This is a genomic window from Bifidobacterium colobi, from assembly GCF_018555455.1.
Classification (GTDB): Bacteria; Actinomycetota; Actinomycetes; order Actinomycetales; family Bifidobacteriaceae; genus Bifidobacterium; species Bifidobacterium colobi.
Genome location: NZ_JAFEJU010000002.1, coordinates 183,788 through 205,733, shown reverse-complemented (window position 1 = coordinate 205,733; position 21,946 = coordinate 183,788). Strand labels below are relative to the sequence as shown.

The following is a 21,946-nucleotide window of genomic DNA, read 5'->3' as shown; positions in this document are numbered from 1 at the left end:
CATGGCTACTCCATTCGTTGCAACATCACAGTTCAGCAGACGCTACGGGCGCAAGCTCAAGCGTCTTGCTCGACACGTCAAGCGCGCATTCACCGCTTACGTTTCCCCCTGGGGTTGGGCTGTAGCCGCAGCAGCCGTGCTCGCACTGGCGCTGTTCCCGGTTTTGGGATGGTATGAGCTGCTTACATTCGGCATCATGGCAACGGTGATGCTTGTGGCGGCCATCGTTCTTTCGCTTGGCAACACCAGGTTCGACGCGCACATCAGCACCTCGAACCGACGTGTGACGGTGGGCGATTCCATGCATGTGACCGTCGACATCGACAACACCGGCAAAACCGCCACCACCAATGCACGCGGTGACCTGCCCATTGGAGACGTCCACGAACGATTCAACATCCCCATGCTCGCTCCCGGCCAGTCCAAGCGCACGGAACTATCCTTCCGCACCGTCTCTCGAGCTGTGCTGGATATCGGCCCCCTGCGTATTCGCAAAGGCGACCCGTTCGGTTTGATTCGCCATGAAAAACAACTCGCGGAACGCATCACCGTGTTCATTCACCCGAAAACCGTACGGCTGAACACGCTGAACGCCGGCGTGCCCCGCGATCTCGAAGGGCAACCTTCCGGCCAGATCGTCGATGACGATCTCGATTTCTATGGCCTTCGCGAATATGTGCCCGGCGATGATGTGCGCAATGTGCACTGGTTGAGTACCGCCAAAACCGGTTCTCTGATGATTCGTCAATACGAAGCCACTCGGCGAACCGATACGTCACTGACCATCGGCGTAGATCCCGATGATTACGCCTCCGCCGAGGAATTTGAAATGGCCGTATCCATTCACGCATCCATTGGCGTCAAATGTCTGATGCAAGACCGCCCGGTAACGGTCCACGCCGGTTCAACGCATACGTCGCCGCGCAATCCCATGGAACTGCTGGATTCCGCGAGCGGCATTGCCCCCGATCGTGAAGATAATCCGAACCTTTCAGTGAACACGCTGGCGCATGATTCCGATGCCTCGTTTTACTTCTTTACCGTGGGTTCCTTGAAAGACCTCGACCATATCAAACGTATGACCAGAGCATTGCCGCAATCGGCGCGATGCGTGGTCATTCAAGCCAGCTCAGGTTCCAACCGTTCCATCAAGCAATTCAATACATTTACGCTGGCCACGGTCGGCGAATTGAATGACCTGCCCATCATCATGGGGGTGCTCGCATGACCAGCAGTCTTCCCAATCCACATCATCCGAATAGCCCAACCGTCTCAGCTCTGCCGGAAGGCGAGACTCTGGCGCCAGACGCAAGTAACCTCACGTCATCATCAACCTTCACCGGCGCCTCCACCACTGGCTCATGGGCCGATTCCACGCATTCCGTGATTTGGATGACCCGTGGCGGCATGAAACGTGAGCTTCAAGGCACGCAGCAGCCTTGGGCGAAATACGCCGCGACCTTGGTTGTTATCGCACTGCTGATGCTCATCGCCCAAGCCAATCTGCTCGACGTCTATGGCACACCCATGCCATGGGCCATCGCATCCGTGACCTCCACACTGCTTGGCGCACTCATCGCCTTGGCTGGAATGCAACGGTCCATGCGCTTGTGGTGGCAGATCGTGTTTCTGGTCGTCTCCCAGTTCATCATCGGCCCGGTCATTACACTCAACTCCACCACCATCACACACATCATTCCGAGCCTCGATACCCTGAGTCAAGGCTGGGATATGACGTTCGGCTCGTTCAAATACCTGATTTCCATAGAGCCGCCCATCGGTACCGCCGACGGCAGCCTCATGGCCGTATGGACCATCGGCCTGTGGCTCACCTTCCTCGCCGGAGTGTTCGCGCTCAATCAGAACGCATGGCTTTCGCTGGTAAGCGTTCTACCGCTTACCACGGGCATCAGCGTCTGCGCGCTCCTCGGCACGCACACCGGCTGGTATCGCGTAATCAGCGGCATCGTCTTCGCCGTACTGCTTATCGTGTGGCTGTCCTGGCGACTGAGTCTCATGGAATGGGGACGCTGGCTGTCCGCCATCATCATCGTGGTGCTCGCCTGCGCACTGGCATTCGCCGGCACCATTCTCGTGGCGCAAAACCGTATGATTCTGCGCGATCACTATGATCCGCCCATCAGCCCCTATGATTACACCAGCCCGTTAAGCGGCATGCGCTCGTACATCAAAGAGCATAAGGATGATGTGCTGCTGACCGCCACCAATCTGCCAGCCGGCACTCCGGTGAGGCTGGCGGTGATGGATCGTTTCGATGGTTCGGTATGGAATCTTTCCGACGCATCCGAAGCTTCCGATTCCTCCAATTACCGCCGTGTGGGCACCACTATCGCCAATAACGCACAGGGTAAAGAGTTCACCGCACAGTTCACCGTGCATGAGGGGCTGAGCGACACGTGGCTGCCTCTCGCAGGCGCGGCCTCAAGCGTACAGTTCACCCATCGCGACGACGCCAACACCTTCTACTACAACAGCGACACTGATTCGGCTATCTTCTCTTCAGGCACGCGCAAAGGCATGACCTACACCGAATCCGGCATTGTACCCACCATCCCCAGCGATAAGGAAATCAGCAAGGCCAAAGCCGCGCAGATTAGCCAACCGCAAACCCAGGATGTTCCCGATTCAGCCAGCAAATTGGCCACTTCCATTGCAGGCGGCCAATCATCAGGTGGTGCCGCAGCCGAAGCTTTGGCCAGCACATTGCGTGATTCCGGCTGGTTCTCCCATGGTTTGAAAGGCGATTACCCATCTGAGGCAGGCCACGGCAACTATCGCATCGATAAACTGTTGGCTGGCACCGCCATGGTCGGCGATTCCGAACAGTACGCTTCCGCCATGGCCCTGATGGCACGCGAATTGGGTCTGCCATCGCGCGTGGTGTTGGGATTCCTGCCGAAAGACAAGGAAGGCAATATTTCCGACGCACGCACCAAAACCATGTCCGGCAATACCACCAAAACCGAATTCACCGGCAATGATGTGACCGCGTGGGTGGAAATCAAATTGCAAGGCTATGGTTGGGTGGCGTTCTATCCAACACCTAAAGAAACCAAGATTCCTGACGAAAATCAGAATCTCGCACCGCCGAATCCGCAAACCCTGGTCCGTCAGCCTCCGGTGCCGCTTACCGATCCGCTGCGCGATCAGACGCAAGCCAAGAGTCAAAGCTCACTTTCCGGCGCCGATGCCGACGCCCAACCACCGAGCTTGTTCTGGCTGCGCTTCTGGCGTGTGACCCGAGCGGTGGCGCTCTACGGCAGCCCTCTATGGATCGTGCTCATCATCTGTGGACTGATTCTGGCGTTCAAAGCGTTGCTGTTGGCCAGAGCACGCCGTTACGGCTCGCCACAGACTCGTGTAGCCTCCGGCTGGAATGCTGTCTGCGCGTTGGCCGCGCAATGTGGCGTATCCGTACAAGGTACCCGCCGCGATCAGGCTGATGGCATTGCACGCGAGCTCAACACGTCTCACGATGTGTTGCATCAATTAAGCCGTGAAGCCGACTACGCCACATTCTCCGGTCAAAGCATTGAATCCGAGCAAGCAAGCCATTATTGGGCACAAGTCGACGCGTTGCGTAAGGCAATGTTCAACTCATTACCACGATTCAGACGGATAAAAGCACAACTTTCCTTACGAAATGTGCGTATACTTGCTCACAAGCGCACAATGAAGCCGCGCACCATGTTGGTTCAGCTGGTTGCACGTCGTCACAGCAGGGGGAAAGCATCATGACCACAGGTTCCATCCATATAGCGATGACCAGTGATTGTGGTCTCAAGCGCAAAAACAACCAGGATACGGGCCTGACTCATCAGGGAGTCTATGTGGTGTGCGATGGCATGGGCGGTGGCATGGGCGGCGAACAGGCAAGTCAACTTGCCGTCCGCCGTTTCGCTGAGCTCTCGAACGTGCAATACCGCAACCGCGAACTCATCAGCGAAACACTGGAGGATGCCCAACAGCAGGTCCTGCAGCTGGGCCAACAGCTCGGCGGGGTGGCCGGCACCACCATCACCGGCCTTATTCTGCCAGCCAAGCCCTCCACCATCAGCAGTGCTGACACCAGCGCCGCGGCCAGCACTGACCCCGCAGGCAGCAACGCCGAAGCCGCCGCGCCTAGCCAATACGACATAGCCGAAACCCCAACTGCCGGCCCAGACCCATCCGCATCATCCGACGGCCCCATCGACGATTCCACATTGGATGGTTCAGGTTCCTATGGCACTGATGCAGCTGCAGACGAGGACGGCGACACCGATGCAACATTCAGCCCGACCAGTCCCACGGTGTTCGACTCGTATTGCGTATCGCAGCAAGTCTATGTGGTGAACATCGGCGACTCCCGCACCTACCACCTGAGCCCTAAGAACGCGTTCTCCGCATCCCAAGAATCTTCATCTTCCTCCTCTGCATCGTCGCAGAACACTCCCGTGTGGGATCCCGCATCACTGACTCGCATCACCCGTGATCATTCGCAGCGCCAGGAAGCTATTGATTCAGGGCTTATGACTCCTGAAGCAGCCGCGGTTCTGGTGCCGCGCAATATCATCACCCAATGCCTTGGAGATCCCGAAGGCATTGCCCCCGATATTTATGTTGCCGATCTGACCGGCAGGTACATCATCTGTTCTGATGGTTTATACAGTGAAGTGCCTGACCATCTCATCGCCAGCATCGCCGCCGCTCACGCCAGCCCTCGAGCTGCCGTGGACGCGTTGGTTCAAGCGGCACTGCAAGCCGGAGGCCATGACAATATCACCGTCATTGTGGTGGATATGCCAACTCCGGAGCATGAATCACACGCATTCAGCGCGTTCCGACTCGGCGATGGCGAAGATATCGGAGCCATCGAAGATACCACTCTGCAAACACTACGAACAATCCGTTCAATTCAGCCATAGCACAAGGAGACAATCATGGTTGATTACGATGCTGCCGTTGCCGCAGTACAGGATCCTAACGCCGACCCGATTCTGCTGGCGAAGATCGCCTATGAGAATCCGGAGTTCGGCGCCAACGTGGCAGTGAACCCGCGCTGCTACCCCGGACTGAAGCGTTGGCTTGCCGAATTCGGTGATGTCCGCGCCCGCGAAACCCTGGCCCAGATTGGCTTCACCGCCGATTCCATTGGCGGCCCGGTCCAAGATCAGCCGGCCGAACAGCAGGCACCGCAGGAGTCGGCGGCTCAGCCGGCACAGGCGCAGCCGGAAGCTCAGCCGGCACAGGCTCAGCCCGACGCATCCGCATACGCCGGCGCCTACACCGATATCGCGCAAGGTGGTACCGATTCCTACGCCGCTCAGCCCGCGAGCCAGCCGGCCGCGCAATCATACGCAGCTGCCCAGCCGGCACAGGACCAGTACGCTGCCGCACAGCCCGCCGAACAGCTGGCCGCCCAGCCGGTACAGGCTCAGCCGGAAGCTCAGCCGCAGGCCGAGGCTCAGCCGCAGTTCGAGAACCCGACGCCGACCAACCCGTACGGTTTCACCGCCGAGCAGGCACTCACCACCAGCGATCAGATGGAGATTGCACAGATCGCCCAGTACGCGCCGGAACTTCGCGTATGCATCGCACGCAACCCCAATACCTATCAGGCTCTGTTGGATTGGCTGCGTCAGCTTGGCGATCCGGCCATCGACGCCGCTTTGGCAGCTCGCCAGTGAAAGGATCAATGATCAATCATGGCCGTACTTCCATACCCTCCAGCACCAGAATTCGGCTGGTACGCTGACGATTCGCAACCGGCGGATGCTGCTCAACCGGCCGAAAACAACCAATCGAACGACGCAGCTCAGTCCGCCGAGCCGCAGTTCACCCAGTCCGCTGCCCCGGAAGCGACTACAGCACCTGCAGCCTCGCCGGCTCAGGAAACTCAGGCTCCAGCCCAGTCCGCTGAGCCAGCAGCCGCTGAGCCACAAGCCGCCGCACCGCAGACCGAACCGCAGTCGCAGCCAACCGCCGCACCGGCAGCAGAGCCGCAGCCTGCCGCATCACAGTCTTCAAGCCCGCGCCATGCCGGCACACTGCCGGACTATCTGGCCTTCCCGGGCTACGAGAATGTGATGCCCGGCACGTTCGTCGGCGGTGAGCACGTACCGCCGAGCACGCACAACGATGATTTCCACGACAACGACATTGACGATTGGGATAGCACCGTGCTCTCCTCCTCGTTCACGTCGAAGACGCCGAAGATCACGTATCTGCTGCACAGCGACACGACCAATCAGGATGTAATTATCGATACCAGCACATTGCTGGGCCGTAAGCCTTCGGCCGATGTGCCGCAGGGCGCCAAGTCCGTGCGACTCGACGATCCGACGCGCACCATCTCGCGCAACCATGCGGCCATCAGCATCGACACCAACGGCACGCTGTGGATCGAAGACTACGGTTCGCTCAACGGCACCTACATCATCCAGGATGATCAGGAAACCCAAGTGGTCAAGGGCACGCCCATGCAGCTTACCGCCCCTGCCACCATTCGTCTGGGTGACTTGTTCTTCTCATTCACCCAGCAACAGTAGCGTCCGCCAGCAGAGCTGCCTCGCAACTCGCCGCGCATCATATGGTTGTGGCCCGTCAACATACCAAGTGTTGACGGGCCACAACCATATGAACACTGCATCACTACAGCACTGTTGCTACAGGTTCGAATGCACAGCACCCTAACTCTGTGCCGCTGCCTGCACCCTTACCAATATCACCGATATATCATCGGTGCAGCAGCTTGACCACAAACGTATCGTCGGCCAGCGTGAAATCACCGCCGGACGGCAGATATTCGCAGCCGCCGTCAGCCAATTCGCGGCCTTCCACAGCCGTGCCGTTGGCTGAATGATTATCGGTTATGGAGAAACGGCCATCGTCAAGCACGTCGATAATCGCATGCACACGGCTCACATTCGTATTGCCGCCCATGTGAATATCCGCGGTTTTCGATCGGCCGATGGTGGCATGCTCCGCGTATACGGTAATCGTTTTGCCATCACGCAAACGGGTGACTGTAAAGCCGGAAACCTTGCTTGCCGATGGGCGCAGTATCGTCTCGCCTTCACTGTCCTCAGGCAAATCCACCGCCGGCTGAGTCTGCTGAATCGGTTGAGCTTGTGTCTGTTGTGCTACCGGCTCTTGTATCGGCTGTGATGACTGCGATGCCATGATGGGCTGGGACTGTGCGACCGGCTGTGCAACTGACTGCATAGCAGACTGTTCAATCGGCTGAGATTGTTGCGCAAGCTGAGGTTGTGGTCGAAGCGGCTGCTGCATCGGCTCAGGTTGTGCAACCGGCTCGGGATTCGCAATGGTCTCCGACTGTACTGGTTCAGTATGGAGAGGCTTCGGCAGCACTGGTTCGGTCTGCGGCGATGCCTGAGGCTTGGTCTGTAGCGGTTCTGGTTCTGATTGAACAGGCTGAGCCGGCAACGGTTGTTCCACCGACTGCGGCTGAGGTTTTCGCGTTTCCACGCGCTGAGGCAATGGTGTCGCAGGCGACGAATGCGCATCCGTGCGACGCTTCAGCAGGGTGGACAGCACTGTGCCGCCGTCCTCATCATCCTCGGCAATCGGTTGAGGACTAGGCTGCTGAATTGGTTGCAAACCAGACTGCTGAATCGGCTGAGGACTAGGCTGATGATCATCAATCGACGTACCGTCGGTCGACCGATTGTCAATCGACTGATCGCCATTGATTAATGTGGCATCGTTGCGCGCGCCCAACTGGGTGGCATCATCTGTAGCAGCAGTGCCATTCGCAGCACTATTCACAGCACCATTCACAGTGCCGTTTGCCGCACCATTCGCGACCCCACTTGCAGCAGAACGAATGGCATCGAACTGCGCGGTGCCAGCCACCACAGTCTGCCCGAACTGCGTCTCCGACATCGGTTCCTCAGCATTCCGAGCATCATAGGCGGCACCCTGGGCTTGACTATTCGCCGGACGATCGTTCGCCGGCTGATCAGTCACTCGTTGAGCCGAATCAGTTGCAGCACTCTGTGCAGCGGGCTGAGTGCCAACAGCGCGCGGCTGCACCATGCCGGGCAGCGCCATCGCAAGAAAATCATGGAACACAGCCGGCGAAACCACTGGAGTCTGCTGCAGGAAACCATAGAGCTTCACCTGCTGATTCTGCTCGGCAGCATCGGTCACCTTGGTTTTCCGAGTATCCGCTAGAAGCTTCAGCAATGTTGCCTGCGTATCACGATTCGATGCAATGCCGACTAACGGAGTCACCATGAACAATGGATAGCCTTGCGGTGCCATGAAAATCTGCTTGGCATCCCAGTCAATGTAGTCCAACGGCATATGCTGACTATCGCATTGTTCCATCACAGACAACACCGCCAGCAGCGCTCCAGTGAACTGCCCAGCCGGCAAAGCCTGATGCAGATGCTTATGCAATGGCACGCAGTTGGTCACGTCGTAGTAGAGCAGGGTTTCAGCCTCATTGCTTTCATACCGGAAAGGCAACATGTACCAGTGCCCTTGAGCAAGCCACTGCGCCTGCCGCACATCCAAGGATTCACCTCTGGTGGCGTGCACAGTCATGGTTTGTGCACCATTGCGACGATCTTTGACCAACTTCGCTCTCATATCTCCACCTTAACCCCGCGACTTTAGCCCAGCAATGTGATCTTCACGGGACGGTACCGTTCAACCACTCCAGAGCGCGAGCCTTCCCCTACATTCATTATCCACCATAATGAGGCAGAAATCATGATTTCGTCTATGCAATGGCAGATTGGTGTGTTGGTTCTTCGTCTCCTTGTTCTTTACCAAGTGGCGAGTGTCTTAATAGTATCCAATCCATTTTGACGGTGCACCTCATCAAGTTTGTTCCAATATGAGGAGTCCTCAGTGAGCCTTTCGTGCAACAGTTTGATACGTTTGCGATCAGTGCTGCTGTGTAAACGTTCGAGCTCTATGTCGGGATCAGGAATAAGAGATGCAAGCATAGCGGCATCATAAAGATGTCGCTCTCCATAGCCGGCGTGATCAACACTATACGCCGCACTTTTTAGAATCAACGCGCCGAGCAAGTCCGGAATACGAATCACAACATTGGTATTGTTGGGTTTGTCAACGAGGCATACCTGCATACTTCGTTCCACAGCCTGTGCACCTCCCGGCATAGAGAGCACCGGCAATCCAAATAAAGTCGCATCGCGCTCAAGGAATTTAGGCAGATGGTCAGCAACCAATAAATCCACAACGTCTCCATTGGATGCGCTCATACGGGTCGTATAGCCAGTCAACGTTCCCGGTTGGGTTTTGAAGCCATGGGAGGTAAGGATGTTGCGCAATTTGGCAATGCCCCGCCTATCAGCCATAAGATCGGACAACAGGTCAGCATCAGTAGTGGGACGGACTGTCAAGCCGCCCATGATGGCATGCAACTGAACCATTAGCCCTCCCGTAAGCAGCCACGATGCTGAAATACCCGCTTCAGCGACCATGTACACAGTATTCCACGGATGGCATGCGCTAGAAATGGGAATTGTTGGAATCATGCTCAGTTCCCCTTATGATGATAATCGTCAATCAACTGTTGCAATACGCTTAGTCCAGCTTGCCGTTCTCTAGGATCGATGGACTCAGCCAAATCTGCCGCACATACGGCAATGGGCATCGTCCCGTCACCGACAGGAAGACTGTCGGAAACGCGGAGCCGTACCCGAACAGGCACGACACCCTGCTTCAGCCGGCATTGTTGAACAATATCGATTAAGGCATCGGCAGCAACGTAGCCTTCCACCATATCCGTAGATGCCAGATGAAAGGTATCAGCCATTTCTCCGGTGGCAGAAGAAGGTCGAATTAATTGCCTAATCTTTCCCAAATTGGAATCCCTGCACCAATATTCAATTGTTGTTGAACGACGACGCGTGAGTCGGGTTAAATTCTCCGCATCCATATGCCTCAAATATCCTTTGAGGCGATACCGCTGCTGCCTCCCCAGCCATGGCACATCAAACTCGCTGAGCATATATAACGCCGCAAATGCCATGTCTCGAGAATATGGACGCCCACCCTCGCCTCGCCAACGCTCTTGACGTTGAACCGAATCTTCCGTAATCAGAACAGCACCGCCCACGGGGAATGATTCAAGTTGCCCAGAAATGCAAAGCGCATTGATTCGCCGCTCACTCACTCCAAGACGGAGTGCGGCTTCCTTCCGTGTGACCAGTGCACGATTCATCCTGATAACCATTACTACATTGTATACGAAACTATTCCCAATCGAGAATAATTTCGTATACATCAATGGTAATACCTTCACTCATTAGCCCAGCGTCGACAACCGCGACCAAATCTATGATTCATATGGCAAATCCGGAAAGCACACACAAGCAGGCACGATAGATGGGGGTGCACGCACCGAAATTCGTCACAGCAGTAAGTCAAACTGACCAAACACTTGTGGGCAGCGCGGTTGCGGATTAACCGCCACACTGTCCATACCATCCCAAGCATGCTGCACATCTTGCATAGAGACCGGTTCCATGCCGACCACTTGGATTCGATCTCCATCAACATGGAGTTCAATCATCATCATGAGATGGCGATGCCCCCAATGTCGGTCAGGATCCGGCTGGTTAAACCGCTGTTCCCACTCTTTCTTCGTTACATAAGCGGGAACATAGATGGTCTGAGGTTCGGCATCCGTTCGCCAAATAATATACATCAACGGATACGAGTCGCTGTACCTGTTTCCTTCACTACTGCGGGAATCCGCTTTATATACCACTTCTCCGGGCAAGTTATAGGTATTGATACCCACAAACAGCGGAGAGGAGAACTCATCGCGAGTCTTAATCCAACGCAAACGTTGAGCAATGATAGACAGCATCCAGAACAGGACGGCTACTGCAAAACACAGCGAAACGAGGAAAAACACCACCCACATCCAATCAATGGCTGCGAGATCCAAATGGGGGTTATCCCCGTGATCGGACACCCAGACAGACTCATAGGCGCCGACGCCACATATAGCAACAATTGTCGCTGCTATTAGAAAGAAAAGCAGCAAAGCCAGCAGGACCATTATTTCATCACCAAATCCGCTATTGCGGCTTCTGCGCGCTTCGCCAACAATCCGATGGGATCCTACGAGCCATTCTCCTTGTTCCGCTTTCGCGACCGATGCTGGTTTTGAACCCTTTACTTCATCGAGAAAACGCTGGCTGTCTGACTGAATGCTCACTGCATACCCCCTTCATTGAAAATCACGCATTCGGCATATTGCGGATGTCAGGCTGGATCGTTGGTGTGATTCGCGCACTCGGCGCAGGCCATGGCATAGGCACGCGCCTTCCCGGCATGCCTGGACACGCGCAACGCCCACGAACGCCGCGCGATACTGGAAGGCATCCATCTCCCCTTTCACACCCGAGGAGACGAAACCGTCATCCGGTTTACGCAACCCCTCACGCTCCAACAAGGGGAAGATATCACGATTCACCACCCGGCGGAAACGAACCATGCTGAACGCCAACGTCAAAACAAGCGGAATCGAGAAAAGAAGCCCCAACATCGACCATACCCACATCACACGCTCAACAAGACAGGCTCTCTGTCAGCTGGCGAACGTGTTGAATATAGGTGTCAATGTCCGCGTCAAGCAACGCGAGAGCGAGTTTGCGACTCCATTCCGGTTCGGGAACACGCGCGAGCAGCACAGCCCCCATGCTCGCGCACAGGGCTCGTGAGGTCTCCAAATACTGCATGCGATCATCCAAAGAAGCGTCTTGCTTAAGTCCCTCGGAATCAGACAGGGTGCTCAACGCGATAATCGGTAGCGTCAGCAAGCCATCATCGTGCACAATGCCACGGTAAATGTCCAGCAAACGCAGTGCCGCGCTGAACTGCTCCTCGTCACCATCGAACATGGACTTCACCACCAACGGCTCTATAACGTCCGCACCCGCAAGGCTCAGCAGCTTATCATGCACGAAACGAGGATTGTCCCACGGGTTCTCACCTGCGGTACTATCAGCGGCATCGTTGGTATTGTTCTCGGATGAATCGTCAGTAAATAGTCGCCGGTATGCTGCAATAGTATGCTCAGCATCGAAAATGTATAGGGTATCCGATTCAGGGAACGGGCGACCGTCCTCATACAAGCCGTCTTCTGCGGATTCCGAGGTTTCGTCAGGCTGCTCAGATTGCTGAGACTCCTCAGATTCGCTGGAATGCTCAACACCACCGTCACCGAGTGCATCGCTATCCTGTTCGGCAGCAGCTTCTCTCTTGCCGGATGGCGTGATGCTCGCGACAGATTCCTCAGCGCTATGCCTCGCCGCTTTCTCCTCACGACGCGCCTCGGCTTCAATGGCACGCTGCTGAAGATCCGCAATCACCAATGCGGATTCCTGCGGATCGAGGGAGACTTTTGCATATGGCAGCAGACAGTTCAACGCCTCGTCATACTGCTCAAGGAGGAACAATCTGGCGATGGCCGCGCACGACGCATCATCCTCACCCCATGTGAGAAGAATATGCGCGCACATACGGCATGCCGAGGTGAGAAAATCGAAGGTGGCGTCCATATCCTCAAGCTCGTCAACCTGCTGCCGCAGCCAGATTTCTCTGCCCCAAATCATGCGGAACATCCAGCCGAACACATTCTCTTCCTCGATCATGGAAACCGTGTCGGCAAGGAATCCCGCAGACTGTTCGATAAGATCATCATCATGCGTCTGCACGGCCAACACCAGCAAATCCGCAGGATTCGTCTGCCCGAACAAGCCATATACGCGATTGATTAGACCATCAGCGAACGCATCAGGAAGCGGCACCACGGCTTCCCTCCACATATCGAAGTCCGCTTGTATATGCTTCACTTCATCAAGAAAACGCTGGCTATCCAACTGAACGCTCACTGTATATTCCCTTCATCGAAGAACACGCATGCAGCATGTACGGGCTCGGTCAAACCGACATCGGCAGAGCCGTGCAGATACCAAGGAACACCATCAATTCCACGGTAATCCAAAACGCGGCGGACCACTCGCCACAGGCCTCACGCTTGTGCTTCACACAGAATTCAATCGCCGCGGTCTCGGAGAACGCATACATAATCGCAAAGAGCGCAACCACAGGCACGCACGCCATTACAAACCAACCCGCATGACGCGACAGCATAATGCCCAACGCCACAATCAGACTGACCACACCACCGCCCGACGCAACCATGGCAAGCGGCACACCCCACACCGACGACGAATTCGAAGCCATCACGAAATACGCCACAAGAATAAGCAAACCTGCCGCAAGACCCGGGATCCACGCCCAACTCAAAGACGGCTGATACAACGGAGCCGACTGACCGGTATACGACGACAAATCAACAAACGAATCGGCAGGCCACCGTCCCGGCACCACATACATATACCACAGCCACACACGACCGATCTCCTGACCGACAAACGAACCACCGGCCAGCATGGCAAGCACCGCAAGAGGCACATACACACGCGTCAACCGCGGCCAAACACTCCCCACCAGCAGCACCGCAAACGGAGACAACGCGCTTAACAGAAACACAACAACCGCCAACGGCACCACGGAATAAAAAACCGCAACAGGCCACCAGTCACCGCCACCATTCGCCTTCGTCACCGCCATGAACGCAACCTGAACAACCACAGACGCCACGAACAACACCACAAACAACAGGGCCTTCAACACCACACCCTTGCGAGAGAACACCCGGCCACCAGGCTTCGGACCACGCAAGTTCTCGACGGACAAAGCGAACAAACCATGCTCACCATACTTCAACGTGGGACCGCCATTAGCAGCCGAATTCTCGAAAGCTTCCTTCTTACGATCATCCAGCTCCTTAATGGCATCACGATCCCCCTTCGCCGCCGCAACCTCCAACCTATGCTGCGGATCCAATTCCAGCGGCGTAGGATTGCCCTTCTCCCTAAGAATCAGCTCATGAATCTCCTCAGGAGTGGCATGACTCAAATCCGGACGCCCATCCTTACCCTCAATAATCAATCCGACACCGCCTTCACGAGCTTGCCCGGAGCATTAACCAACGTATCGTAATTCCACAACTTCATAGGATCGGGAACCAACGTCTTAACATACGACTTTGCATCGTTCTTCCAAGTCAGCCCATTATCAGTGGGCTGAACATACGGTTTTACAATCTTGGTTACCTTCAGGGTGTCATAACCGGCATTCATATAATTACCTGTTCGCTGCCAGAAGCCAAGATGATCCCACTGCGTCATATGCTCCCATTGCTCCATATGTTTGCCCAGCTGAACCGTATTCTTCATATCGTGAATATTACGGAAATCCGTATATGCATTGCGCACATCCATAACCGTATTGCTGATAGTCCAGTTACTGCCTTTGTTCCAGGCATCCAATTTCTTGAACTGTCCATCCCAGAAGTCGCGCATAACAGTATTGTGGGGATAATTTTGCGCAGTATCAGCAGCTAGTTTTCTAGCAGAGGACCAATCACTAGCGAAATCGTGAACGGTTTTTACTCCATTCTTCCAAGACTGATGTACAGCCTTACCGGCATCACCCAAATTGGTCTTGAGAGTCTGCCAACCTTGCCGCGCAAGATTGGCAGTGACATTCTTAATTCCAGCCTGGTGCAAGGTATGAAGTAAATCCTTGCCGGATCTCATCAAATGCTTGCTTCCCTCGAACCCATCTTTCAAAGAGCCTTGAAGCAACTTCAACCAGCCGCCTGCATCTTTCTTAGACTTCAGCAGTTTATCGCCGGCATTCAATAGCTTATCTCCCCATTTAGTAGGCCCCAACAACTTCGAACGGAGTGCACTTTTACCAATCGCAGACACTGTTTCTTCGGTTAATCCGCGGGAACGCGCAACCTTCATCAAATCTTTAGCCGCCGCTCCTGCATGGAATAATCCATCCGCACCATAAAGGGCTTTGACTCCAGGCACCACGTCTAGCAACGTCCAAAAACCGGATACGATAACATCCCAAATGGAAGCATCGCCATTGGCCTTGGCCAATAATTTATCAATAAAAAGCAAAGCAGCCACAGCTGCGGCAGCCACCGCAATCCACCCGCCAAAGAACAGACCGACAACACCGAGAATCACCGAAGCGACTTCCAGCACCTTAACGAGTACCTGCCATCCATCAGAGTATTGCCATCGTTCCCAAAAGTTATTCAAGCTCGGGGATTCCTTAGTGGCTTTTGCGATCTCGTCAGCATGGCCTTGGCTGGTATTGTCATAATTGTCTACCAGCCTACGCACTTCCTTCTTTGCTCTTTCCAAAGCACCGTCCGCCGACTGGCAGTTTTTCTTGTACTGATCCAACATGCTTTGTGCACTGTTGCGACGGCTTCGGGCCTTATCAATGTCATCGCTACTCGCATTGGAATCAAGATCGTCATACGCGTTCTTCGCATCAGTCAAATCACGCTGACCATCCTGAACCTTCTGCTGCGCCGCCGCCTGCGCCTTCTTGGCATTGGCCACATCGATAAACGCACGGAATGCCCTGCCCTGCAATGAATCAATCTCCGTGCTCCATGTGTCGAGCGCCGAATGAACATCTTTGAACCCATTGGCAAAACCACGGAAGTCCTTGGGCATATTGCCAATCTTCTCGCTGAACTTACTCACCCAGTCGCCGCTCATGCCGGCATTGGTCTGCAGATTCTGAAGATCGTCCGCCATGCCATCGAACGCTGTATACAAATTCTGATAACGGGTTGCTAGCTGGCTCACCTGGTTGCCATTCCCCGGCATCCTATTGCCTTCGGGGTATCCAACGAACGCCCAATCCTCACCTTCAAGGTCCATGATTACTCCTCCCCTTCAGCTGTTGTATTGTTGTTCAACTCCGAAACCGTTATGGTTACGGAGCGAGTCATGGCGTCGAATAATTCAAAAAGCACATCGGCAATATCCACCTGTGGAGTAGTGCCGGTCATCACGAATACGTGTTCCCCAACCGGAACGAATGTTCTCAATGATGCCACTCGCCGATCGGACTTGCTGCCATCCTCATGCGGCAGCGCGGTAATGGATAAAGCTTGAATGGCATCCCCCATGTGCGGAAGTTGAACTTTCTGCAATTCCATGGATTCGCCCTTGACGAGCCCTCCTTCTCGTTGGTCAACGATTCGACCATCGCATCCAAGTCATCATCGGGATTTCCCGTAGGGCTCGCCGGCGGCAACATGGAAATCATGAACGTTGCCATCACCTGAATCGCATCATCGGGATCCACGTCTGTGGCAATGGCATAACGCACGCCAGATTTCCAAGCATCGGCGTACACGCCAACCAGATAACACCTGAGCGCTGGATACACTTTACGCCATTGCGGCACCACATATCGTAGCTGGCTCAGCTGGCGCTCAATCACCTGCTCACGATGCTCAGGATCCACGTCAATCTCCCGCCAACCCGTAGGCGGTACCATGGCAATGGAATATTGATAGACCATGCTGTACATCCTTTTTTAGGAAACGCTTAGACAACCGGTAGGAGCTTCAATATTGTTCTCAGCTCCAATCATCATTCATTTGACTTTCAACGCCGATTGAATCTGTGCGTCCGCATCATCCGAGCCGGTTTTCACATCTTTCAAGAAATCAATCAACTTTTCGGTCTTGATCTTGTATTTGTTTTTGGTCGAAGAAACCTGACCATTGAACTTATCTAATGCGTCAATGAGTTTCTGGCTTCCCACGTTGCCACGAGTCGCCCTCATATCATCACGACCAGCTAAATCGAGCTTGCCGTGGATATCTTCAAAACCCTTTTTAAGACCCTGAACAGCCTGATCGATAATTTTCAGTTTCGCTGCCATAACGATTCCCCTTCAGCAAATCGGATAACAGGCACATACGGTGAAGAAGAAAACAAAGACGTTGGGCGGCCCGCCGCCAAACCCCACTGGCACACAGACCGCCCTCAGTCCACAAGAATATTGACGGAATCAGCTGTTGAGCGCGCTGGCCAGAGAAGAATCCAGCTGGGTCAAAGCATCCTGAGTCTTCTGCAGGAACTGCTGCATACCATTGAGACCGTTCACTGTTTCAGTTGCACCCTTGGTGAACTGCTCATAGGAGGATTGGAAAGCGCCAGAAGCCTTATCGGTCACGAAACCGCTGGTGACCAAATCGTCCACAGTCTTCTTCAACTGGTCAAGAGTGGAAACCAGATTCTGGCGACCCTTCTCCAAATCGCCCTTCACACGCTGAAGATCATCATACGTAACATTAACATTTGCCATGAGAGTAACCCCTTCTTAGCAGTTCACGCGTCACGGCAATTAACCGTTTGCGCCGAATAGACAACTGTGCCCATCCACTTTGGATGCTACTCTTCAAGTTCCATGCCGGCACTAGGCCACAAATAAAGTTCAAATCTTGTTCAGCTATTGTTTGCCTAATGACTGCCACCACTCTTTGCCGGCGCATCGCGGATGTCAGGCTGGATCGTTGGCGTGATTCGCGCACTCCGCGCAGGCCATGGCATAGGCACGCGCCTTCCCGGCATGCCTGGACACGCGCAACGCCCACGCACGCCGCGCGATACCATCCAACACATCCTTCGGCTGGGAAGACAACCCATAGCCGGCCAACACCACGTCACGCCACGCATCCCAACGACCCGAACCACGACCGGCAGCCAGCCACGCGTCCGACGCCCGCCAATCACCGGCACGAAGCAAACCAACCGCCTCACGGATCAGAGCACGATCAGCAACCGGAAACGGGCCGTCGGGCACCACCCGAGGAACCGCAGCCCGGAAGGCCGGACGCGCCACCGCATCCGGCCCTACACCGAAACCACGCACCAGCACATCATCGGGACCAACACCGGCAACCGCATCCTCCCGACGCTGGAAGGCATCCATCTCCCCTTTCACACCCGAGGATACGAAACCGTCATCCGGTTTACGCAATCCCTCACGCTCCAACAAGGGGAAGATGTCACGATTCACTATCCGGCGGAAACGAACCATGTTGAACGCCAACGTCAAAACAAGCGGGATCGAGAAAAGAAGCCCCAGCAGCGACCATACCCACATCACACGCCTCTTTTCTCTGACTTGCTCTTATGAATCGTCAAATGACCGCGCCAATCCCAAGGACCAAACCAACGCACCGCCGCAATAGGCAAAGTGGACATAGAGAAGAACAACAGGAACATGAACATACCAAAGGAGAAAGGCAGTTGCAGATTGTATGCTTGCCCCAACAACGCATACATCGCTAAAACAGGTATGCACCATATGCTGGCCAAACACAGGACACCTATGATTGGACCACCAAACACATACCTCAGCCTTGACGCCCTGCGTCCCACCGCGAACGCCAATTCCGCGGATGTCGCAGGCTCATAATTCACCATACGACCAAATACCAGGCTGCAGAAAACCCAGTATGCCACAAAGGCCGTCACCCATATGATCGCCAACGCCACATATGTGTCCCACTCCTCGTATGACATCCCAGGCGGCATCAGATAATCGAACAAATCCTCGCGCCCATAAATTGGAGGATCATACGGCAAAAACGCGCTCACCAGCCGAATCATTGTCTCCAACGATGCAGCGAAATATGGTACCGACAAGCCAACTACCACAGGAATCCACGTATCGCCTGGTTTCACCTTCTTTTTCACCAAGCGCTTCCACGCCCTGTGCTCGAACGTATCCCAATAAACCACAGACCCATCAGCCAGACGACCAACCAGCACAAACCGCATGAAAAACACATAACGAAAAAACTCCACCCGTATCACCTCTCCTCAGGCAAATGGACGATTCGCCTCAATATGGCTACCCAAATCATCACCATCGCCACGATGCACCCAGTTGTCATATAGACCATCCCAAGAACTACTAAGATTCCAATCCACTGTTGTGCCTATGATTTTCCCAACAAATGCCCCTTGAGCGACTCCCATGCCGCCTGTCACAATAGTTATAAACGACTCAGCTGCGGAACCCATTGTTGTGCCGAGAGAACCACTTATTGTTCCGAAAATGAAATGTGCCGCCCCATCCTGAGCTGCTTTGTCCAATCCATATTGATCAACCCTTTCACCGTACGTAGCAACACCATCAACCACGCCGCCCAATAATGGATCTTTAACAAAATCCGACTGGTTCTCAACGACTTCTTTCCACACAGCATTGCCGGCGTCCTCCGATTGTGCTGGTATTTCCACGGCCTGCAACGCCGATTTCCAATCACTGCCCTTATGCTGCCGATAAAAAACAACTAAATCACCCGCGGTCTTTCCTCCGCTGGCACCCACCCCAACCACATCTTGAAAATCAAGATAATTACTTATCAACGACGCGAGCTCGCCAATTAGAGCATCCAGAGAGGAAACGATTCGCTTACCATCATCTTGATACTGCTGCTCGATTGTGGTCACCTTATCGTGCAGCTCACTGATACGAGCCTTCTTTTCATCGAATTGCGATTGCAACCTCTGTCTTTCCGCTATCGAATCATCGACCTTGCGTTGAAGCCTCACAATCCTGTCATCAAGTTCCGCATCAGGGTCTGAACCTTGATTGCGCAAGGCACGCTGCAGCTGCCGAGCATCAGATAACTTAATTCGGCGATCATCCAACAAGGCTTTCGCATCATCAAGCGAACGCTTCAAAGAGACATGCTCATCACGAAGAGTCATACCTTCCCTGCACATTGGATCCGCTTCAGACTGATATTGCTCGACCAAAGACACCCAATTAAGCAGAGTGGAATGAACTTCATCACAGATTTCTCCCACGCATCGGGCAAAAGCGGACGCATTCTGCAGCTTTCCGCATACAGCCTGTGCCGTATTCCCTACAAAATACGCGTGACCGTCCGTCAACCCCTTTGTCTTTGCGCAAACGCCTTCGAGTACATCCGTGTAATCCTTCAGACGATTAACAACCCTCTTCATCACATCGCAATCACCACGGACCGGATCCTCTTCTTTGTCAATGGCGGACCAATCCAAATCTGATCTATTACTCATCGGCCTGCCCTCCAAACGGCTTTTGCGACTTCTGACCAGCTATTCCCTGGGATTCCCCTTCAGCAAGCCCATGCGCTTTCTCACCAGCCAAGCCCTCCTTCAGCTGTTCGCCGGCATTCGATGGAAAATCATCCTTATCCACGTAAACGCCCTTTCCCGAACCAGCATCGTCTATCCGCGCCTGCGGAGGCAAAACATCACTGAGCTGCCTGCTGCTAATAATCATCGACAGATGCCCATCCACCTCCCTTGTGTTCAGTTCAACCGCCGATAGCACATTTTCCACGCGCCGGAGATCATCATGCAAGTAATGCATGCATGTCACCAGCTGGTCGCTGCCTTGATTGGTTCTTGTGGCGATACCAGCAAAGCCGGCTTCCTCCCACGTCAAAACATCAAGTTGCTTCAACGCGTTCACCTGACTAATCAGTACCTGAATCGCGATTTTCAGCCCATTGATATCCGTGTAGTCTACGCCGAAGTCAGTCATGATCGGGCACCCACATCCACACTGAACCGCTCATACCCGCCGGCGGCGACCAGATCGTCATACCTCTGCTCGAAGCCACGCTCCACATCATCCACGAACCCGACGAACACCACATCCGCCACATCCTCACGATTGAAGAACAACACCCTGCGCGAATCCACCAACCCCTGCGGATACACCACCGCCGCATAATCAAAATAACCCCTATGGCCATCACGCTCCGTCAACGCGGCACGGGACACCACCAACAGCAACGCATCCCCGCCATCACGAAGACGAACCACGCTACCCAAAGGCAGCACGCCAACATTCTCCACACCATCCGCGGAATCATTCTTGCCGGCTGCAGAAGCATCAACCATGAGCCCTCCCCCTTGAAAAACCGATTATTCCAAGACAGTACAACCCTCGTATTACGCCAACGCAAGTCCCACACAAGAGTTCAAACCAAATTCAACAGGAATTCACCAACACGCCATTCACGCACTTACAAAGACAATCCCTGCACACCAGCATCGGTCATATAATCCACTACCGCATGTATGCTAGATACTACGACGAGCGTAGGCCGACAGGCTTATGATCGCTGTTAGGCTAGGAGTCGCTTCGGCGGCTCCTATGCATTTTTCAGTCCAGGCGATTCAAGAAGCCGTAATCAGTCCGTTTTTCCATCGGATACCAAACCGCCGACTGAGGCGCAATGACAGGACGGATGACATCGACAATTTTCAATACGGCTTTATCTCCTTCATTCATTTTCCTGGCGCTGTCGATACTTGCTGCGCGACCACACATGAAGAGCGCCATATCAATCATTTGCAAGCCATATAGCGTACGCGAGTCCTCCCATTGGAAGGGCATCTTGATGCGCGCCAAATCAGAAGGATAATACCCTTCGGTATTGCCGATTAACTGATAACGAACGATTTGGCCTTCCTGAGCCGCTTGATCCGCCACCTTATCTGCCATGACCGATACATCATCACGTTCTTGTTCGGCAATCATGTTCACACGTTCCAAACAGTGCTGAAGAGATACTTGATGAGGGCTATGCGCATACTTGCGGTAACGTTCCTGTAACTGTCCAACGTGCACGCCACGAATCACTAATCTGGCACCACTATCCGCTAAGATACGCATAGCCGCACGATAGATACCAGCCGACTGTCTATGCATGCCCTTCATGCATTTCCAATCATCTTTATACTGAAACATACACTGACCATGAAATTCAGCATCACGTGGCACACCGAATCTGCAATGCACCTGCTCTAACAAGTTATCCAACCCGTTATCAATAACAGCCGCTTGAGCAGGAGTCGCCAACAAACAACCTACATAGTACACGTCATATCCATGCCGATAAGGGTCTGCGTCACACCTCTGCGTATGAGACTCATCAATATATGCCAAAAGCATGAAC

The 21,946-nt window shown here is 54.2% G+C and carries 22 protein-coding genes; 5 read left to right on the top strand and 17 right to left on the bottom strand.

The features are described 5' to 3' along the window. Nucleotide 1: 1 nt before the first annotated feature. The 5 genes from JS530_RS03195 to JS530_RS10765 all read left to right on the top strand — a co-directional run bounded on the left by JS530_RS03195 (nt 2) and on the right by JS530_RS10765 (nt 6,551). Entirely contained in the window at nt 2-1,228 is a 1,227-nt protein-coding gene (locus tag JS530_RS03195; RefSeq protein ID WP_214375774.1) for a DUF58 domain-containing protein, read from the top strand. Beyond that, nucleotides 1,225-3,759 carry a transglutaminase TgpA family protein gene (locus JS530_RS03190; RefSeq protein WP_214375773.1) on the top strand — a complete coding sequence of 845 codons (2,535 nt, stop codon included), beginning with the start codon at nt 1,225-1,227 and terminating at the stop codon, nt 3,757-3,759. The genes JS530_RS03195 and JS530_RS03190 overlap by 4 nt, the downstream gene beginning before the upstream one ends. Beyond that, nucleotides 3,756-4,928 (top strand): PP2C family protein-serine/threonine phosphatase, encoded by a 1,173-nt coding sequence (locus JS530_RS10770; protein WP_240541063.1) that lies wholly within the window; start codon nt 3,756-3,758, stop codon nt 4,926-4,928. Before JS530_RS03190 ends, JS530_RS10770 begins: the two co-directional genes overlap by 4 nt. A 15-nt stretch (nt 4,929-4,943) precedes the next feature. Continuing rightward, nucleotides 4,944-5,690, top strand: a complete 747-nt coding sequence (locus JS530_RS03180; RefSeq protein ID WP_214375772.1) for a variant leucine-rich repeat-containing protein — start codon at nt 4,944-4,946, stop codon at nt 5,688-5,690. 399 nt (nt 5,691-6,089) lie between these two features. After that, nucleotides 6,090-6,551, top strand: a complete 462-nt coding sequence (locus JS530_RS10765; RefSeq protein WP_425350848.1) for an FHA domain-containing protein — start codon at nt 6,090-6,092, stop codon at nt 6,549-6,551. Between the two features lie 187 nt (nt 6,552-6,738). On the opposite strand, the gene JS530_RS03170 is transcribed toward JS530_RS10765, so the two are convergent. The 17 genes from JS530_RS03170 to JS530_RS03095 form a co-directional block, all read right to left on the bottom strand. Continuing rightward, entirely contained in the window at nt 6,739-8,619 is a 1,881-nt protein-coding gene (locus JS530_RS03170; RefSeq protein WP_214375770.1) for an FHA domain-containing protein, read from the bottom strand. Nucleotides 8,620-8,798: 179 nt separating this feature from the next. Further along, nucleotides 8,799-9,536 carry a hypothetical protein gene (locus JS530_RS03165; RefSeq protein WP_240541062.1) on the bottom strand — a complete coding sequence of 246 codons (738 nt, stop codon included), beginning with the start codon at nt 9,534-9,536 and terminating at the stop codon, nt 8,799-8,801. A 2-nt stretch (nt 9,537-9,538) separates the two neighbouring features. Next, nucleotides 9,539-10,291 (bottom strand): helix-turn-helix domain-containing protein, encoded by a 753-nt coding sequence (locus JS530_RS10760; RefSeq protein WP_240541061.1) that lies wholly within the window; start codon nt 10,289-10,291, stop codon nt 9,539-9,541. 123 nt (nt 10,292-10,414) lie between these two features. Continuing rightward, on the bottom strand, nt 10,415-11,230 hold the full coding sequence (locus JS530_RS03155; protein WP_214375769.1) for a hypothetical protein: 816 nt from the start codon (nt 11,228-11,230) through the stop codon (nt 10,415-10,417). A 352-nt stretch (nt 11,231-11,582) separates the two neighbouring features. Continuing rightward, complete coding sequence (locus tag JS530_RS03150; RefSeq protein ID WP_214375768.1) at nt 11,583-12,908, bottom strand: hypothetical protein; 1,326 nt, start codon at nt 12,906-12,908, stop codon at nt 11,583-11,585. Between the two features lie 49 nt (nt 12,909-12,957). Further along, nucleotides 12,958-14,034, bottom strand: coding sequence for a hypothetical protein (locus tag JS530_RS03145; protein WP_214375767.1), 1,077 nt, complete (start codon nt 14,032-14,034; stop codon nt 12,958-12,960). Then, nucleotides 14,031-15,839 carry a putative T7SS-secreted protein gene (locus tag JS530_RS10755; RefSeq protein WP_240541060.1) on the bottom strand — a complete coding sequence of 603 codons (1,809 nt, stop codon included), beginning with the start codon at nt 15,837-15,839 and terminating at the stop codon, nt 14,031-14,033. The genes JS530_RS03145 and JS530_RS10755 overlap by 4 nt, the downstream gene beginning before the upstream one ends. 2 nt (nt 15,840-15,841) lie before the next feature. Then, a complete protein-coding gene (locus JS530_RS10910) occupies nt 15,842-15,970 on the bottom strand; it encodes a hypothetical protein (protein ID WP_281067678.1) in 129 nt (42 codons plus the stop codon). Between the two features lie 35 nt (nt 15,971-16,005). After that, nucleotides 16,006-16,488, bottom strand: coding sequence for a hypothetical protein (locus tag JS530_RS03135; RefSeq protein ID WP_214375766.1), 483 nt, complete (start codon nt 16,486-16,488; stop codon nt 16,006-16,008). 75 nt (nt 16,489-16,563) lie between these two features. Then, nucleotides 16,564-16,854: a hypothetical protein gene (locus tag JS530_RS03130; RefSeq protein ID WP_214375765.1), complete on the bottom strand. Its 291-nt coding sequence runs from the start codon at nt 16,852-16,854 to the stop codon at nt 16,564-16,566. A gap of 129 nt (nt 16,855-16,983) precedes the next feature. Beyond that, nucleotides 16,984-17,280 carry a WXG100 family type VII secretion target gene (locus JS530_RS03125; protein ID WP_214375764.1) on the bottom strand — a complete coding sequence of 99 codons (297 nt, stop codon included), beginning with the start codon at nt 17,278-17,280 and terminating at the stop codon, nt 16,984-16,986. A 195-nt stretch (nt 17,281-17,475) separates the two neighbouring features. Then, the gene (locus JS530_RS03120) at nt 17,476-18,015 is read right to left on the bottom strand and encodes a hypothetical protein (RefSeq protein WP_214375763.1); all 540 of its coding nucleotides are present in this window, start codon (nt 18,013-18,015) and stop codon (nt 17,476-17,478) included. Between the two features lie 65 nt (nt 18,016-18,080). Further along, complete coding sequence (locus JS530_RS03115) at nt 18,081-18,788, bottom strand: hypothetical protein (RefSeq protein WP_214375762.1); 708 nt, start codon at nt 18,786-18,788, stop codon at nt 18,081-18,083. Nucleotides 18,789-18,803: 15 nt separating this feature from the next. Continuing rightward, nucleotides 18,804-20,033, bottom strand: coding sequence for a coiled-coil domain-containing protein (locus JS530_RS03110; protein WP_214375761.1), 1,230 nt, complete (start codon nt 20,031-20,033; stop codon nt 18,804-18,806). Continuing rightward, nucleotides 20,026-20,523, bottom strand: coding sequence for a hypothetical protein (locus tag JS530_RS03105; protein WP_214375760.1), 498 nt, complete (start codon nt 20,521-20,523; stop codon nt 20,026-20,028). Before JS530_RS03105 ends, JS530_RS03110 begins: the two co-directional genes overlap by 8 nt. Then, nucleotides 20,520-20,885, bottom strand: coding sequence for a DUF4176 domain-containing protein (locus JS530_RS03100; RefSeq protein ID WP_214375759.1), 366 nt, complete (start codon nt 20,883-20,885; stop codon nt 20,520-20,522). Before JS530_RS03100 ends, JS530_RS03105 begins: the two co-directional genes overlap by 4 nt. A 265-nt stretch (nt 20,886-21,150) precedes the next feature. Beyond that, nucleotides 21,151-21,942 (bottom strand): DUF3800 domain-containing protein, encoded by a 792-nt coding sequence (locus JS530_RS03095; RefSeq protein WP_221339822.1) that lies wholly within the window; start codon nt 21,940-21,942, stop codon nt 21,151-21,153. Nucleotides 21,943-21,946: the final 4 nt, after the last annotated feature.

What these genes read in the sequence shown, in the direction of transcription:
- JS530_RS03170 (WP_214375770.1), bottom strand. Translation starts at nt 8,619, where the DNA reads ATGAGAGCGAAGTTGGTCAAAGATCGTCGCAATGGTGCACAAACCATG.
- JS530_RS10770 (WP_240541063.1), top strand. Translation starts at nt 3,756, where the DNA reads ATGACCACAGGTTCCATCCATATAGCGATGACCAGTGATTGTGGTCTC.
- JS530_RS10910 (WP_281067678.1), bottom strand. Translation starts at nt 15,970, where the DNA reads ATGACCGGCACTACTCCACAGGTGGATATTGCCGATGTGCTTTTTGAA.
- JS530_RS03110 (WP_214375761.1), bottom strand. Translation starts at nt 20,033, where the DNA reads ATGAGTAATAGATCAGATTTGGATTGGTCCGCCATTGACAAAGAAGAG.
- JS530_RS03100 (WP_214375759.1), bottom strand. Translation starts at nt 20,885, where the DNA reads ATGGTTGATGCTTCTGCAGCCGGCAAGAATGATTCCGCGGATGGTGTG.
- JS530_RS03130 (WP_214375765.1), bottom strand. Translation starts at nt 16,854, where the DNA reads ATGGCAGCGAAACTGAAAATTATCGATCAGGCTGTTCAGGGTCTTAAA.
- JS530_RS03105 (WP_214375760.1), bottom strand. Translation starts at nt 20,523, where the DNA reads ATGACTGACTTCGGCGTAGACTACACGGATATCAATGGGCTGAAAATC.
- JS530_RS03165 (WP_240541062.1), bottom strand. Translation starts at nt 9,536, where the DNA reads ATGATTCCAACAATTCCCATTTCTAGCGCATGCCATCCGTGGAATACT.
- JS530_RS10755 (WP_240541060.1), bottom strand. Translation starts at nt 15,839, where the DNA reads ATGGACCTTGAAGGTGAGGATTGGGCGTTCGTTGGATACCCCGAAGGC.
- JS530_RS03095 (WP_221339822.1), bottom strand. Translation starts at nt 21,942, where the DNA reads ATGCTTTTGGCATATATTGATGAGTCTCATACGCAGAGGTGTGACGCA.
- JS530_RS10765 (WP_425350848.1), top strand. Translation starts at nt 6,090, where the DNA reads ATGCCCGGCACGTTCGTCGGCGGTGAGCACGTACCGCCGAGCACGCAC.
- JS530_RS03125 (WP_214375764.1), bottom strand. Translation starts at nt 17,280, where the DNA reads ATGGCAAATGTTAATGTTACGTATGATGATCTTCAGCGTGTGAAGGGC.
- JS530_RS03120 (WP_214375763.1), bottom strand. Translation starts at nt 18,015, where the DNA reads ATGGTTCGTTTCCGCCGGATAGTGAATCGTGACATCTTCCCCTTGTTG.
- JS530_RS03180 (WP_214375772.1), top strand. Translation starts at nt 4,944, where the DNA reads ATGGTTGATTACGATGCTGCCGTTGCCGCAGTACAGGATCCTAACGCC.
- JS530_RS03195 (WP_214375774.1), top strand. Translation starts at nt 2, where the DNA reads ATGGCTACTCCATTCGTTGCAACATCACAGTTCAGCAGACGCTACGGG.
- JS530_RS03190 (WP_214375773.1), top strand. Translation starts at nt 1,225, where the DNA reads ATGACCAGCAGTCTTCCCAATCCACATCATCCGAATAGCCCAACCGTC.
- JS530_RS03135 (WP_214375766.1), bottom strand. Translation starts at nt 16,488, where the DNA reads ATGGTCTATCAATATTCCATTGCCATGGTACCGCCTACGGGTTGGCGG.